The 13,247-nt window shown below is 66.7% G+C and carries 13 protein-coding genes; 7 read left to right on the forward strand and 6 right to left on the reverse strand.

The genetic code is table 11. The features are described 5' to 3' along the window. Positions 1-48: 48 nt before the first annotated feature. Positions 49-768: a class I SAM-dependent methyltransferase gene (locus ACHL_RS02910; RefSeq protein WP_015935811.1), complete on the reverse strand. Its 720-nt coding sequence runs from the start codon at positions 766-768 to the stop codon at positions 49-51. A gap of 167 nt (positions 769-935) precedes the next feature. Here ACHL_RS02910 and ACHL_RS02915 point away from each other — a divergent pair, with 167 nt between their 5' ends. The 4 genes from ACHL_RS02915 (at position 936) to ACHL_RS02930 (ending at position 5,812) form a co-directional block, all read left to right on the forward strand. Continuing rightward, positions 936-1,760 carry an IclR family transcriptional regulator gene (locus tag ACHL_RS02915; protein ID WP_050767130.1) on the forward strand — a complete coding sequence of 275 codons (825 nt, stop codon included), beginning with the start codon at positions 936-938 and terminating at the stop codon, positions 1,758-1,760. A gap of 211 nt (positions 1,761-1,971) precedes the next feature. Continuing rightward, positions 1,972-3,714 (forward strand): urocanate hydratase, encoded by a 1,743-nt coding sequence (locus ACHL_RS02920; protein WP_015935813.1) that lies wholly within the window; start codon positions 1,972-1,974, stop codon positions 3,712-3,714. 105 nt (positions 3,715-3,819) lie between these two features. Then, on the forward strand, positions 3,820-5,412 hold the full coding sequence (hutH, locus tag ACHL_RS02925) for a histidine ammonia-lyase (protein WP_015935814.1): 1,593 nt from the start codon (positions 3,820-3,822) through the stop codon (positions 5,410-5,412). A gap of 163 nt (positions 5,413-5,575) precedes the next feature. Next, positions 5,576-5,812 carry a hypothetical protein gene (locus ACHL_RS02930; protein ID WP_043793727.1) on the forward strand — a complete coding sequence of 79 codons (237 nt, stop codon included), beginning with the start codon at positions 5,576-5,578 and terminating at the stop codon, positions 5,810-5,812. A 111-nt stretch (positions 5,813-5,923) separates the two neighbouring features. On the opposite strand, the gene ACHL_RS02935 is transcribed toward ACHL_RS02930, so the two are convergent. Beyond that, positions 5,924-6,184, reverse strand: coding sequence for a hypothetical protein (locus ACHL_RS02935; RefSeq protein ID WP_015935816.1), 261 nt, complete (start codon positions 6,182-6,184; stop codon positions 5,924-5,926). A gap of 185 nt (positions 6,185-6,369) precedes the next feature. Between ACHL_RS02935 and ACHL_RS02940 the strand changes: the two genes are divergently transcribed. Further along, entirely contained in the window at positions 6,370-7,239 is an 870-nt protein-coding gene (locus tag ACHL_RS02940; protein ID WP_015935817.1) for a fumarylacetoacetate hydrolase family protein, read from the forward strand. A gap of 27 nt (positions 7,240-7,266) precedes the next feature. Here ACHL_RS02940 and ACHL_RS02945 read toward each other — a convergent pair whose 3' ends face one another. The 4 genes from ACHL_RS02945 to ACHL_RS02960 are packed head-to-tail and all read right to left on the reverse strand — an operon-like array spanning position 7,267 to position 10,746. After that, positions 7,267-7,659: a universal stress protein gene (locus ACHL_RS02945; protein ID WP_015935818.1), complete on the reverse strand. Its 393-nt coding sequence runs from the start codon at positions 7,657-7,659 to the stop codon at positions 7,267-7,269. A 38-nt stretch (positions 7,660-7,697) separates the two neighbouring features. Next, positions 7,698-9,236, reverse strand: coding sequence for a tripartite tricarboxylate transporter permease (locus tag ACHL_RS02950; RefSeq protein ID WP_015935819.1), 1,539 nt, complete (start codon positions 9,234-9,236; stop codon positions 7,698-7,700). Continuing rightward, the gene (locus ACHL_RS02955; protein WP_015935820.1) at positions 9,236-9,739 is read right to left on the reverse strand and encodes a tripartite tricarboxylate transporter TctB family protein; all 504 of its coding nucleotides are present in this window, start codon (positions 9,737-9,739) and stop codon (positions 9,236-9,238) included. The genes ACHL_RS02950 and ACHL_RS02955 overlap by 1 nt, the downstream gene beginning before the upstream one ends. Continuing rightward, positions 9,736-10,746 carry a Bug family tripartite tricarboxylate transporter substrate binding protein gene (locus ACHL_RS02960; protein ID WP_015935821.1) on the reverse strand — a complete coding sequence of 337 codons (1,011 nt, stop codon included), beginning with the start codon at positions 10,744-10,746 and terminating at the stop codon, positions 9,736-9,738. The genes ACHL_RS02955 and ACHL_RS02960 overlap by 4 nt, the downstream gene beginning before the upstream one ends. 255 nt (positions 10,747-11,001) lie before the next feature. On the opposite strand from ACHL_RS02960, the gene ACHL_RS02965 reads away from it, so the two are divergent. Beyond that, positions 11,002-12,576 (forward strand): sensor histidine kinase, encoded by a 1,575-nt coding sequence (locus tag ACHL_RS02965; protein WP_015935822.1) that lies wholly within the window; start codon positions 11,002-11,004, stop codon positions 12,574-12,576. Next, positions 12,573-13,244 carry a response regulator gene (locus ACHL_RS02970; RefSeq protein WP_015935823.1) on the forward strand — a complete coding sequence of 224 codons (672 nt, stop codon included), beginning with the start codon at positions 12,573-12,575 and terminating at the stop codon, positions 13,242-13,244. The genes ACHL_RS02965 and ACHL_RS02970 overlap by 4 nt, the downstream gene beginning before the upstream one ends. Positions 13,245-13,247: the final 3 nt, after the last annotated feature.

Below are 13,247 nucleotides of genomic sequence, written 5' to 3' on the forward strand. Positions count from 1 at the left end.
ATGAATGCCTGTGCATCCGGTCCTTGCCGGTACACCGCAGAGGCCCCGTCACACGGCGCGGCAGACAAAAACCATGATGGGCGCGTCATCGGCAAAGGGCGTACGGGTCCAGTCGCCGTATGTCGCCTCAACGGCAAAGCCCGCTTCCTCAAGATCACGGGTGATGGTGGTGCTGTGGCGGAATTCCAGCAGCTGCGTTTCGTGGATGGATTCGCCGGTGGCGGCAAACGTGGTGGACGTCTGAAGCTTCACGATTCCCGGTGCCGGTGTGGAGACAGTCCTCCGCTCGATCAACGGCCCGTGCAGGCTCTCCCGTCGCTTGTCCTCGAATGCCCAGTTGTTCGAGGCACGCACCGCTGGATTCCGGCTTTCGAAGGCCAACGTTCCGCCGTGCGCCATTGCCAGCCGGAGGTCCCGAAGTGTCCTGGACCAGGCGGCGCCCGGAATCGCCTGGACAACGTTGCCGGTCATGACGGCGAAGTCGTACCCCGTCCCGGGGATACTTCTGCTATCCCCCACCACCCAGTCAGCCTGCGCAGCCCCCGGCCGGTTGCGGGCGAACCCGATCATCGACGCAGACGGGTCAACTCCCACCACCGTGCGTGCTGCGGAAGCGAGAGTGACAGTGAGGATGCCTGTGCCGCACCCCAAATCCAACACGTTCCGGGCAGCCACTTCGTCGGCCAGGCCGCGGTAGAAATCATGGTCGGGCCCGTCCGGATTGTCCTGGTCATACATATCTACCAGGCGCGGATCGTAGTCATTCATGGAGGCCAGCCTAGGCTACGGTCTGCCCTCTTTTCCGCTGCCACTTGTCCGGTATTCCAGACAGAACGCCGCAAAACCGGTCACTCTGAAGCCCGGGACAAGGTGCAAGCTTGTGTATGGGATCCCGGACACAGCCGGACCCGCTGAAGGGAGTACGGATGGTTGCCATGGATACGGTGCCGGGGGCAGCGGAGCAGTCGGCGCGTGAGGCCAGGCCGGCGTCCAAGGTGCCGGCCGCCGAAAACACGCTGCGGATCCTCAAGCTGCTGGCGTCCCGCCGCCGCCCGATGGCTGCCTCCCAGATCGCCTCGTCGCTGGGCCTGCCGCGCTCCAGTGTCTACCACCTGCTGGGGGTTATGGAGGCGAACGGATTCGTCCTTCATTTGCATGAGGAGCAGCGTTACGGCCTGGGGATCAGTGCCTTCGAGCTGAGCTCCGCTTACTCCCGGCAGGAACCCCTGTCCCGGCTGGGCAGGCCCCTGCTGGCATCCCTGGTGGACGCGCTGGGGGAGAGTGCGCACCTCGCTGTCCTCCACGGCCGGGACGTGCTGTACATCGTGGAGGAGCGGGCCAAGAACCGCCCATCCCTGGTGACCGACGTCGGAGTCCGGCTTCCCAGCCACCTCACTGCCAGCGGCCGGGCCATCCTCGCGGCCCTTCCGAAATCCCAGGTCCGTGCGCTCTACCCCAACGCCGCCGCGTTCACCGCCAGGCACGAAACCGAATCGCCCATCATGAAGTATTCGGCGCTCTCCTCGCACCTGGACCAAGTGCGCCAGCGCGGTTACGCCACGGAACACGGCGAGGTGACACCCGGCTTCGGCTCCATCGCCGCTGCGGTGACGGACCACCTTGGCTGGCCCACCGCTGCTGTTGCCGTCACCTTCCTGGAGGAAAAGCTCGCCGCGGACTCCTGGCCCGTCCTGGCCGCCCGGGTACAAAAAGTGGCCAACGAACTGTCTGTCCGCATCCACGGACGCCCCGCCACATAACCACCGTTGCCCTATCACTTTTAGTCCCTAAAACCCGATGTTAGGGACTAAAAGTGATAGGGCAACGCGGGGTGACGGGCTTGTCTGGAATCCCGGACAGCACCGCCTCAAAACCCCTGTGAGGCCCGTCCCCAAAGGGCTTTAGTAGATACAGAAGAACTTCCCATCCCGGACATTCGCAGAACCAGACACACAATGAAAAGGAGCCACCATGGCACCCGCCGATTTCACCACCGGTGCCCGCCCGGTCAAAGCAGCCCGCGGCACTGAGCTCACCGCCAAGTCCTGGCAGACCGAAGCGCCGCTGCGCATGCTGATGAACAACCTGGACCCCGAGGTGGCAGAACGCCCGGATGACCTGGTGGTCTACGGCGGAACCGGCCGCGCCGTCCGGTCGTGGACCGCGTTCGACGCCATCACCCGCACACTGGAAACCATGGAAAAGGACGAGACCCTCCTGGTCCAGTCCGGCAAGCCGGTGGGCGTGTTCCGCACCCACGAATGGGCGCCGCGTGTCCTGCTGGCCAACTCCAACCTGGTGGGCGACTGGGCCACCTGGCCCGAGTTCCGCCGTCTCGAAGCCGAAGGCCTGCTGATGTACGGGCAGATGACCGCCGGCTCCTGGATCTACATCGGCACGCAGGGCATCCTGCAGGGCACCTACGAAACCTTTGCCGCCGTCGGACGCAAACTCGCGGACGCCGGTCAGAACACAGCCCGCCATCCCGCACCCGCCGCCGAAGGCTCCACCGAAGGACCGCTCGCCGGAACCCTGACCCTGACCGGCGGCTGCGGCGGAATGGGCGGCGCCCAGCCGCTCGCCGTCACCTTGAACGACGGCGCCTGCCTGATCATCGACGTCGACGAGACCCGCCTGCGCCGCCGCGCCGGCAAGCGCTACCTGGACGAGGTGGAGACAGACCTCGACGCCGCCATCGCCAAGGTGCTCAAGGCCAAGGAAGAGCGCCGCGGCTGGTCCGTGGGCTACGTGGGCAACGCCGCCGAGATCTTCCCGGAACTGCTGCGCCGCCATAAGGCCGGCGAGCTGACCGTGGACGTCGTCACCGACCAGACCAGCGCCCACGACCCCCTCTCCTACCTGCCGGAGGGCATCTCCGTGGAGGAGTGGCACCGCGAGGCCGAAGCGGATCCCGAGGGATTCACCAAGAAGGCCCAGGCGTCGATGGCCCGCCACGTGCAGGCCATGGTGGAATTCCAGGACGCCGGCGCCGAGGTGTTCGACTACGGAAACTCCATCCGCGACGAAGCCCGCAAGGGTGGCTACACTCGGGCGTTCGAATTCCCCGGGTTCGTTCCCGCCTACATCCGCCCCCTGTTTTGCGAGGGCCTCGGCCCGTTCCGCTGGGTGGCACTGTCCGGGGATCCGGAGGACATCCGCGTCACCGACGAAGCCATCAAGGAGCTCTTCCCCGAGAACAAGCACCTCCACAAATGGATCGACGCAGCCCAGGAGCGTGTCGAGTTCGAAGGCCTGCCTGCCCGCATCTGCTGGCTGGGATACGGCGAGCGCGCCAAGGCCGGGCTGCTGTTCAACCGCCTGGTCAAGGAAGGCAAGGTCAAGGCCCCCATCGTGATCGGCCGTGACCACCTGGACTCCGGCTCTGTCGCCTCCCCGTACCGGGAAACCGAAGCCATGGCCGACGGCTCGGACGCCATCGCCGACTGGCCGCTGCTGAACGCCCTGCTCAACACCTCCTCGGGTGCCACCTGGGTGTCCATCCACCACGGCGGCGGCGTCGGCATCGGCCGCTCCATCCACGCTGGCCAGGTCTCCGTGGCAGACGGCACGGACCTTGCCGCCGAAAAGCTCGAACGCCTCCTCACCAACGATCCCGGCATGGGCGTCATCCGCCACGTCGACGCCGGCTACGACCGTGCCGCCGAGGTCGCCAAGGAACGCGGCGTCCGCATCCCCATGCAGGAAAACCTCTAAACGCACCCCACTATCCCAACTAGGTAGCAGTAGATGTCGTTATGAGCCCTCAAAACGACATCTACTGCTACCTAGTTGGGAGTAACTACTGAAGCAGGAACTCCCATGACAGCCATTACGCACGAACCGCTCATCGTCACCCTCGGATCCGCCGGCGTCACGCCCGGGGATGTGCTCGCCGTCGCGCGACATAACGCCAAGGTGACCATCTCGCAGGACGCCCTGGACACCGTAGCCAGGGTTCGCGCGCACATTGACGGCCTGGCCGCCAGCGACATCCCGGCCTACGGCATCTCCACGGGCTTCGGCGCGCTGGCCAACCGGCACATCCCCAACGATCTCCGCACCCAGCTGCAGAAATCCCTGATCCGCAGCCACGCCGCCGGCATGGGACCCGCCGTCGAACGCGAAGTGGTGCGCGGCATCATGTTCCTGCGCGCCAAGACCCTCGCGTCCGGCCGGACGGGCGTCCGCCCCGTGGTCCTGCAGACCATGGTGGACGTCCTCAACGCCGGCATCACGCCCGTGGTCCGCGAGTTCGGCTCGCTCGGCTGCTCCGGCGACCTCGCACCGCTCTCGCACTGTGCCCTGGTGCTGATGGGCGAAGGCGAGGCGGAAGGGCCCGACGGCGTCCGCTACGGCGGGCGCGGTGAGGAACCTGTCGCCGGGCTGCTTGCGAAGCACGGCATTGAGCCCGTTATCCTCGCCGAGAAGGAAGGCCTGGCGCTGGTCAACGGCACCGAGGGCATGCTGGGCATGCTGCTCATGGCCATCGCGGACCTCCGCCAACTGCTGACGACGGCGGACATCACCGCCGCGCTCAGCGTCGAGGCGCTGCTGGGCACCGACCAGGTGTTCCTGCCCGAACTGCACGCAGCCCTGCGGCCGCACCCGGGCCAGGCCGCCAGCGCGGACAACATGCTGCGGGTGCTCTCCAACTCACCGATTGTTGCGTCCCACCGGGTGGGGGACTCCAAGGTCCAGGACGCGTACTCGCTGCGCTGCGCACCCCAGGTGGCCGGGGCCGTCCGCGACACCGTGGACCACGCCGAGCTGGTGGCGTCCCGCGAGCTCGCCGCGGCAATCGACAACCCCGTGGTCCTGCCGGACGGGCGCGTCAGCTCCAACGGCAACTTCCACGGCGCGCCCGTGGCCTACGTCCTGGACTACCTGGCCATCGCCGTGGCGGACCTCAGCTCCATCGCCGAGCGCCGCACGGACCGGATGCTGGACCCGGCGCGTTCGCACGGCCTGCCCGCATTCCTCGCCGCGGACCCCGGCGTGGACTCCGGCCTGATGATCGCCCAGTACACCCAGGCCGGCCTGGTTTCGGACAACAAGCGGCTGGCAGTGCCCGCCTCCGTTGACTCCATCCCCAGCTCTGCCATGCAGGAGGACCACGTGTCCATGGGCTGGCACGCAGCCCGGAAGCTCCGCAAGGCCGTGGAAAACCTTCGCAGGGTCCTCTCCATCGAGCTGGTGACCTCGGCCAGGGCGCTGGACATGCGCACGCAGCTGTCCGGCGGCGCCCTCACGCCGGGGCCGGCGGGCACCGCCGTCGTGGCCGCACTGCGCACCGTGGTGGACGGCCCGGGGACGGACCGTTTCCTCTCGCCGGAACTCGAAGCAGCTGACCGTCTGGTCTCCTCGGGTGACGTGCTCAGGGCGGCCGAATCCGCCGTCGGATCGCTGGCCTGATACCGAAGAATCTTCAGCGTCTGCGCACTCCGCGTCCATCAGTTGGAATTTTGGCCGACACGGCGGCCGGTGGCACGCGGAGTGTAGTAGAACTGAAGGTGTAGTGAAAGTCACACCGAAGACGTTGTGACGGCAGAACGCATACAAAGGGGTAGTAGTTCAAATGAAAGCACGTGGGGCAGTCCTGTCGAGGCGCCATGCCCATTCCGCCGCGGTATCCGACTGGAAATCACTCCAGGTTGGCGACCACGTCGAGATCATGAAGCATGCGCATGTGGTAGCCGCCGGTGAGGTGGAAGAAGTCTCCCAGAGCGGGAACGTCCTGTGGCTTGTACCGGCCGGCCCGGCGGAGAAGCAGCTTTTCCTCAAATCCGACGGTGTGCAGGTCCGCCGCACCTAGCATTGCGGCCCGCACCACGGAACGGACCTAACGGAATCCCCGCCCACTGCCTCACGGCAGGGGCGGGGATTTCGCTTATAAAGTTGTTTGCCGGCGTTGGCGGCGGCGTTGTCAGGCGGCGATGGCCTCGAACGTCTGGCCGAACGGCACCGACTCGTCAAGGGCAACCGTGTAGCGGCCGGGGTAGAGGCGGGTCACCAGGATTCCGCAGGAGGCGTCCTGTGCTGCCACGCCGATCAGCTCGGCAACAGCATTTTCCAGTCCGGCGTGGACTTCGCTGGCACTGGAGAATTCCAGGTCGATGGACCGGTGCGCGGACGCGTCGGCAAGGCCGGTAGCGGCGGGACGGCGTTCCAAGGTGGCTGTACTCATGTGCTGCACTTTCTCTTTTTTGCCTGAAGCTACAACAGTTTACCGTTTGGCAGCCCAGATGTCAGATGTCTGTTCTCTGAATACCGGTCATAAATCGCCGGTTCACGGTGCGCGGCAGCAATCGGCGACGATGGGGAGGGGCACGGAGTACCCGGCCCGCAACCCGCCATCAAAGGAGATCCGCCATGAAAATCATGCGCCTGGGCAACGCCGGCGAGGAGCAGCCGGCAGTATTGGTTCCCGCAGCGGACGGCACGGACAGGTACTTCAGCCTGCTGCCCCTCACCACCGACGTTGACGGCAGTTTCCTTGCGGCCGGCGGCCTGGACCGGGTGCGGGAAGCCTTGGCGGCTGGGGAACTGCCGGTACTCGAGAATGCCGGCGACCTCCGTATTGGCGCTCCGCTGGCCCGGCCGGGCTCGGTGGTGGGCATTGGCATGAATTACGCTGCCCACGCGGCCGAATCCGGCTCGGCACCCCCGGAAATTCCCGTGGTGTTCCTCAAGCCAGCCAACACTGTCACGGGGCCCTGCGATCCTGCCCCCATCCCGCCACACTCCCTGAAATACGACTGGGAGGTGGAACTCGGCATCGTGATCGGCAAGGAGGCCAGCTACCTCGGATCAGAAGAGGAAGCCCGGGAGTGCATCGCCGGATACGTCACGGCCAACGACCTTTCCGAACGCGAATACCAGATCCCTGGAGCGGCGGGCCAGTGGACCAAAGGCAAGTCGCTGCCCGGGTCCACGCCGCTGGGGCCGTGGCTGGTTCCGGCAGGAGATGTTGACGCCGGGAACCTGGCCCTGGGCAGTTGGGTCAACGGGGACGTGCGCCAGGATTCGAGCACCGGGGGACTGATCTTCAGCCCGGCCACGCTGGTCCACCACTGCAGCCAGTACATGCGGCTGGAGCCCGGTGATGTGATCATCACCGGGACTCCGGAGGGGGTGGCGCTGAGCGGCCGCTTCCCCTACCTCCAGCCGGGGGATGTGGTGGAGGTAGAGGTGGAAGGGCTTGGCCGCCAGCGGCAGGAGCTGTACCGCGCGGGTGCCTAGGCTTGCCGCATCGCCGGTTGACTGCAGCTAACCCGCCTTGACGGCCAGCACGGGGCAGTCGGCTTCCAGCAGGATCCGCTGCGAGACGCTGCCCATGATCAGCTTGCCCACCGGTGTCCGGCGGCGCAGGCCGATCACGATCAGTTCGGCATTGTGCTCCTCGGCCGCATCGAGGACTTCCGCTGCGGCATCGTGTCCACGGACCGGCTGCTTGATCACGTGGTCGATGCCCTGGGTGGCAAGACGGTCCTCGATGCTTTGGATCTCCTGCTCCTGGGCGTAACGGTTGTCCACCAGCGCGTCACCCCTGGAGGAGTTGATGACCAGCAGGGTGGTGCTGCTCCTGCGGGCCTCGGCGATCGCCTGGGTGAGGGCGGCTTCGCCTTCGGGGGTCGGGACGTATCCCACCACGATGGTCATGGTGTCTCCTTTGGTTTCTTGGACCGCGCTTCGGCGGCTTAGTCGCTGTAGTCTGCTGCGCCGGAGTTCGCCGGAAGCAACGTGCTGTTCTTGGGACGGTTGCGGCGGATCAGCTTGTAGGCAAACGGCCACAGGAGGATCAGGCCGATGATGACGTAGATCCCGACGGCGATCGGCTCGCTCCACAGGCCGGCGGGGTCGCCGGCGCTCAGTTGCAGGGTCTTCCTCAGCTGCCCTTCCAGGCGCGGTCCGAGGATGACTCCCAGAATCAGCGGCAGCACGGGAAGGCCGAACCGCCGCATCATGAAGCCCAGCGCGCCCAGGATCAGCAGGATCACCAGGTCGAAAGCCTGCAGGTTCACCGAGTAGGCGCCCAGCGTGGCAAAGAACAGGATGCCTGCGTAAAGGTAGGGCCGGGGGAGCTGCAGCAGCTTGGCCCACAGCGGTGCCAGCGGAAGGTTGATCAGCAGGAGCAGCAGGTTGCCGATGAACAGGCTTGCGATCAGTGCCCAGACCAGGGGTCCCTGGCTCGAGAAGAGCTGGGGTCCGGGCTGGATACCGTAACCGGTGAACGCGGCCAGCATAACGGCCGCCGTCGCGTTGGTGGGAAGCCCGAGTGCCAGCATGGGGGTCAGCGTGCCGGCGGCAGCGGCGTTGTTGGCCGCTTCCGGACCTGCCACGCCTTCGATGGCGCCCTTGCCGAACTCCTCGGGGTGCTTGCTGAGCCGTTTCTCGGTGACGTAGGAGAGGAACGTGGGGATCTCGGCGCCACCGGCAGGCAGGGCACCGAAGGGGAAGCCGAAGGCGGTGCCGCGGAGCCAGGGCTTCCAGGACCGCTGCCAGTCTTTCCTGCCCATCCACGGCCGGCCCACGGGAATTACGTGAAGCGGTGTGCGGCGCAGGTGTGCCGCAACCCAGAGTGCCTCGCCCACGGCAAAGATGGCGACGGCCACCACCACGATGTCCAGCCCGTCGGCCAGCAGCGGCTGGCCGAAGGTGAGGCGCCGCTGGCCGGTGACCGAGTCGATGCCCACCAGGCCGATGGCCAGGCCGAGGGCCAGCGCTGCGAAACCGCGCAGCCGGGACGAACCCAGGACTGCGGTGACGGCCAACAGGGCCAGCAGCATGATTGCGAAGTAACTGGGCGAGCCTAGGCTCACGGCGAACTGGACCACGATCGGTGCGCAGACCGCGAGGAGGGTGGTGCCGATGGTGCCGGCAACGAACGAGCCGATGGCCGCCGTCGCGAGCGCCTGCGCGGCCCGGCCGGCCTTGGCCATCTTGTTGCCTTCAATGGCCGTCACCACCGATGACGATTCGCCGGGGGTGTTGAGCAGGATGGAGGTGGTGGAGCCGCCGTACATGCCGCCGTAGTAGATGCCTGCGAACATGATGAACGCGCTGGTGGGTTCCAGGGCGTACGTGACCGGCAGCAGCAGGGCCACGGTCATGGCCGGGCCGAGGCCGGGGAGGACGCCGACGGCGGTGCCCAGGATGACGCCGATCATGGCGTAGAGGAGGTTCATGGGGGTCAGGGCGGTGGCGAAACCGTCCATCAGGGAGGACCAGACGTCCATTAGAGAATTCCTTCCAGCAGTCCGGCCGGCAGCGCGATGCCCAGGCCGAGGTAGAAGCCGTAGAAGGTGAGGAGCGACAGGGCGAGGGCGATCAGGCCGTCCCGGATGTAGTGCCGGCTGCCCAGGGCCAGGAGGCTGCCCCAGAACAGGACTGTCCCGGAGATGACCCAGCCGGCCCAGTCGATCAGGAGGATGTTCAGGATGAAGGCGCCGGCCAGGGGCAGGACGGTCTTCCAGTCGGCAGGGTGCCCGAGCTCGACGTCCTCGCCGCCTTCGGCTTCACCCTTGCCGCCGCGCAGCACGTTGATGGCCAGCAGGATGGCGCAGACAACCAGCAGTCCGGCCACGATGAAGGGGACGGTCTTCGGGCCCACCGGATCGGTGCGGGAGTACGGCGTGGAGAGGCCGTTGGCATCCAGGAAGACCAGGACGCCGGCCGCGCCGAGCAGGAGGGCTACCCCCAGCTCGGCGCGGCCTTTCAAAACTGAGGCCTGTGAGCTCACGCCAGGCCCAGTTTGGTCAGGACGTCCGCCACCCGCTTGTCCTGCTCGGTGAGGAAGCTCTTGAACTCGTCACCGGTGATGAACGCATCGGTCCAGCCGTGGGTATTCAGTGCTTCCTTCCAGCCGGTGGTGCCGTGCATCTTCTCGAGGGCCGCGATCAGGGAGGACTTGTCCTCGTCGCTGATGCCCGGAGGAGCCACAATGCCGCGCCAGTTGGTGAAGACCAGGTCGATGTTGGATTCCTTCAGCGTGGGGGCGTCCACGCCTTCGAGCCGCTTCTCGCCGCTCGTGGCCAGCACGCGGACCTCACCGGATTCGATCTGCTTCAGGTACTCGCCGGCGCCGGAGGCTGCGAAGCCCAGCTTGTTGCCGAGGATCGCGGGGAGGAGGTCGCCGCCGCCGTCGTAGGAGACGAAGTTAACCTTGGTGGCGTCGATGCCCACGGCACCTGCCAGCTGCATGGGCAGCAGGTGGTCCGGGCCGCCGGGGGAGGAGCCGCCGCCGACGGCGATGGAACCCGGGTCTGCCTTCCAGGCCTTCACGAGGTCGTCGATGGTCTTGTAGGGGGAGTCCTTGCTGACCATGATGGCGCCGGGCTCTTCGATGAGCCGTGCCAGCGGAGTTGTTTCGGTCAGCTTCGACTCGGACTTGTTGGTGTAGCTGGCGCCCACCACGCCCAGGCCCATCAGCATGGTGAGGTCGCCGTTGCCCTTTTCGTTGACCACGCGGGCCAGGCCCACGGTGCCGCCGGCGCCGGCAAGGTTGAAGACTTCGGTGTTGGTGGAGATCTTCTCGTCGTCGAGGACCTTCGCGGCGGCGCGTGCGGTGGTGTCGTAGCCGCCGCCCGGGGTGTTGGGGACCATGATTTGGAGTCCGGTGACCGGCTTGGCGGCGGAGCCGGAGCTCTCGGTGCCGGTGGAGCTCTTACCGGTGGCACCGCAGCCGGTGGCCATCAGGGCGATGCCGGCAGCGACGGCGGCAATTCGCAATGCGCGGATCTGGCGCATGGGGTTCCTCTTCTCATGAAAAACGTTCAGCAAGACTGACTGGTGCAACCGATGCTAGGCCCGGCCGTGACGCCGGTCACTCTTATGTACGCAGAGAAAGTTAAGTACATTGCGTTCACGTTTCCGAAGTCCCACCCCGCATTCTTCCGCGCTCCGGTGGCGCCGCCGGTGGGATATAGTTCCCACGTATTGCGGCCGGAACGGTGGCCGCGTGAAGCCAAAAAAGGACCAACCACAGTGACTCGACGAAGAGGCATGTCCCTCGCGGGGCAATTCCTGGTGCTGCAGTTGCTGATCGTGTTGGCCGTGCTGGTGGCCGTGGTGGCCATCTCGCTGGCCCAGTCCGCCGCGGCTTTCGAGCGCGTGGAAGGCCGCCGGGCGCTGTCCGCGGCCGAGGCCCTTGGCGCCAACCCTGCCGTCCGCGAGCTGCTTCCGGCTGCCGAACCGCGGGGCGGTGCAGCCCTCCCGGCCGTGGCCGAATCGGTGCGGATCGTCTCCGGCTCCGCCCAGGTGGCGCTGGCCCGCAGGGACCGCACCGTGGTGACGGCGTCGGATCCCGGCCTGCTGGGGCAGCAGCTGGCCCTCGGCGAAAGCCGGGTCATGGAGGGCAGGGCCTGGACCGGGGTGCTGACCACCAACGGAACGGCCGTCCTGTCCGCGCACGTTCCGGTGCTGGACGATGACGGCAAGATGATCGGGATTGCGTCCATCAGCCGCAACTATCCCACTACACTCGAGCGGCTGGGCGATGCCGTACCCAACCTCCTCACTTATGTGGGCGTGGCCAGCATCCTCGGCGTGGCCGGTTCACTGTTGCTGTCGCGCAGGGTCAAACGGCAGACGCTGGGCATGGAACCGAGTGAGATCACCGGCCTGGTGGAGAATCGCGAGGCCATGCTGCATGGCCTGAAGGAAGGCGTGGTGGCGCTCGACCCGCACGAGCGCATAACGGTTGCCAACGACAGTGCCAGGGAATTGCTGGGCCTGCCCGCCGACTGCGTGGGCAGGAAACTGGCGTCCCTTCCAGTGGACCCGGCTCTGAAAATTGTGCTCACCCGCGACCAGCCGGACCCGGACCAGCTGGTGTTGGTGGGGGAACGGCTGGTGGTCCTAAACCGGGTCCCTATCCAGTCCCGGGGCCGCGGAATCGGATCGGTCACCACCCTGCGTGACCGGACGGAACTGTCCTCGCTTGAGCGGGAACTGGGCACCACCCGGACCGCCACGGACACCCTCCGCGCCCAGGCGCACGAGTTCGCCAACCAGCTGCACGTCATCTCGGGGCTGATCCAGATCGGCGACTACGACTCCGTGGTCCAGTTCGTCAACGGGGCAACCGTGGACCGTACCCGGCTCAGCGACGAGGTGACGGGCAGGATCAAGGACCCGGCACTGGCCGCACTGCTCATCGCGAAGTCCAGCCTCGCCACCGAGCGGGGCGTCGCCCTCCAGTTGGATCCGGCGTCGTCCCTGCTGCCCGTGGACGAGGAACTGTCCCGGGACCTGGTGACGGTGGCGGGGAACCTGGTGGACAACGCGTTCGACGCCGTCTCCGGGCTCCCGCAGGCAACGGTGAGGGTGCTGGTGGAAGATGGGGAGGGACAGGTGGTGGTGACCGTCCGGGACAATGGCCACGGGGTTCCCGCCGACGCCGCGGACCACATCTTCCGGCAGGGCTTCACCACCAAGGATGCCCGGCGGGAAGGCGGCCGAGGCTTCGGGCTGGCCCTGTCCCGCGTGGTGTGCCGCAGGTCCGGCGGGGACCTGGCGGTAGCCAACGACAACGGGGCGGTCTTCACCGCCCGCTTCAACAAAGGTGCACGCGCATGATCAAGGTCCTGATTGTCGATGACGACTTCATGGTGGCCAAGGTCCACGCCGGCTTCATCCAGCGCACCGCGGGGTTCACCGTGGTGGGCGCCGCGCACACCGGCGCCCAGGCCGTCGTCGAGACCCAACGCCTCCAGCCGGACCTGGTGCTGCTGGACATCCACCTGCCGGACATCAACGGACTGGACCTGATGCACCAGCTGCGGGAGGTGGCGCCGGAACTCGATGTGCTGGTGATCAGCGCCGCCCGCGAGGTCGAAACAGTGCGGAAAGCCCTGCGCGGCGGGATCGTGCACTACCTCATCAAACCGTTCTCGCAGGCTGACCTGCAGGAGCGGCTGGACCATTACCGCAGCGCCTACCACGGCCTCGATTCGTCCAAGGACGTGGCCGAGCAGTCGGACGTCAACAGGGTCTTCGGCCTGGACAGCGCCACGGCCCAGCGGCCGTTGCCCAAGGGGTGCAGCGTGGAGACTCTGCGGTTGGTGGAAGGGGCGCTGAAAGCGGCCGACGGCGACCTGTCGGCTGCCGAAGTTGCCGAACAGTTGGGCACGTCAAGGGTCAGCGCGCGCCGCTACCTGGAGTACCTGCACGACGAAGGGCTGCTGGAAGTCCGGCTGAAATACGGGGTAGGGCGTCCGGAACGCAGGTACCTGCCCAAGGCATGATGC

It is taken from the genome of Pseudarthrobacter chlorophenolicus A6 (assembly GCF_000022025.1).
Taxonomy (GTDB): domain Bacteria; phylum Actinomycetota; class Actinomycetes; order Actinomycetales; family Micrococcaceae; genus Arthrobacter; species Arthrobacter chlorophenolicus.

What these genes read in the sequence shown, in the direction of transcription:
- ACHL_RS02915 (WP_050767130.1), top strand. Translation starts at nt 936, where the DNA reads ATGGATACGGTGCCGGGGGCAGCGGAGCAGTCGGCGCGTGAGGCCAGG.
- ACHL_RS02965 (WP_015935822.1), top strand. Translation starts at nt 11,002, where the DNA reads ATGTCCCTCGCGGGGCAATTCCTGGTGCTGCAGTTGCTGATCGTGTTG.
- ACHL_RS02935 (WP_015935816.1), bottom strand. Translation starts at nt 6,184, where the DNA reads ATGAGTACAGCCACCTTGGAACGCCGTCCCGCCGCTACCGGCCTTGCC.
- ACHL_RS02970 (WP_015935823.1), top strand. Translation starts at nt 12,573, where the DNA reads ATGATCAAGGTCCTGATTGTCGATGACGACTTCATGGTGGCCAAGGTC.
- hutH (WP_015935814.1), top strand. Translation starts at nt 3,820, where the DNA reads ATGACAGCCATTACGCACGAACCGCTCATCGTCACCCTCGGATCCGCC.
- ACHL_RS02940 (WP_015935817.1), top strand. Translation starts at nt 6,370, where the DNA reads ATGAAAATCATGCGCCTGGGCAACGCCGGCGAGGAGCAGCCGGCAGTA.
- ACHL_RS02910 (WP_015935811.1), bottom strand. Translation starts at nt 768, where the DNA reads ATGAATGACTACGATCCGCGCCTGGTAGATATGTATGACCAGGACAAT.
- ACHL_RS02960 (WP_015935821.1), bottom strand. Translation starts at nt 10,746, where the DNA reads ATGCGCCAGATCCGCGCATTGCGAATTGCCGCCGTCGCTGCCGGCATC.
- ACHL_RS02945 (WP_015935818.1), bottom strand. Translation starts at nt 7,659, where the DNA reads ATGACCATCGTGGTGGGATACGTCCCGACCCCCGAAGGCGAAGCCGCC.
- ACHL_RS02920 (WP_015935813.1), top strand. Translation starts at nt 1,972, where the DNA reads ATGGCACCCGCCGATTTCACCACCGGTGCCCGCCCGGTCAAAGCAGCC.
- ACHL_RS02930 (WP_043793727.1), top strand. Translation starts at nt 5,576, where the DNA reads ATGAAAGCACGTGGGGCAGTCCTGTCGAGGCGCCATGCCCATTCCGCC.
- ACHL_RS02950 (WP_015935819.1), bottom strand. Translation starts at nt 9,236, where the DNA reads ATGGACGTCTGGTCCTCCCTGATGGACGGTTTCGCCACCGCCCTGACC.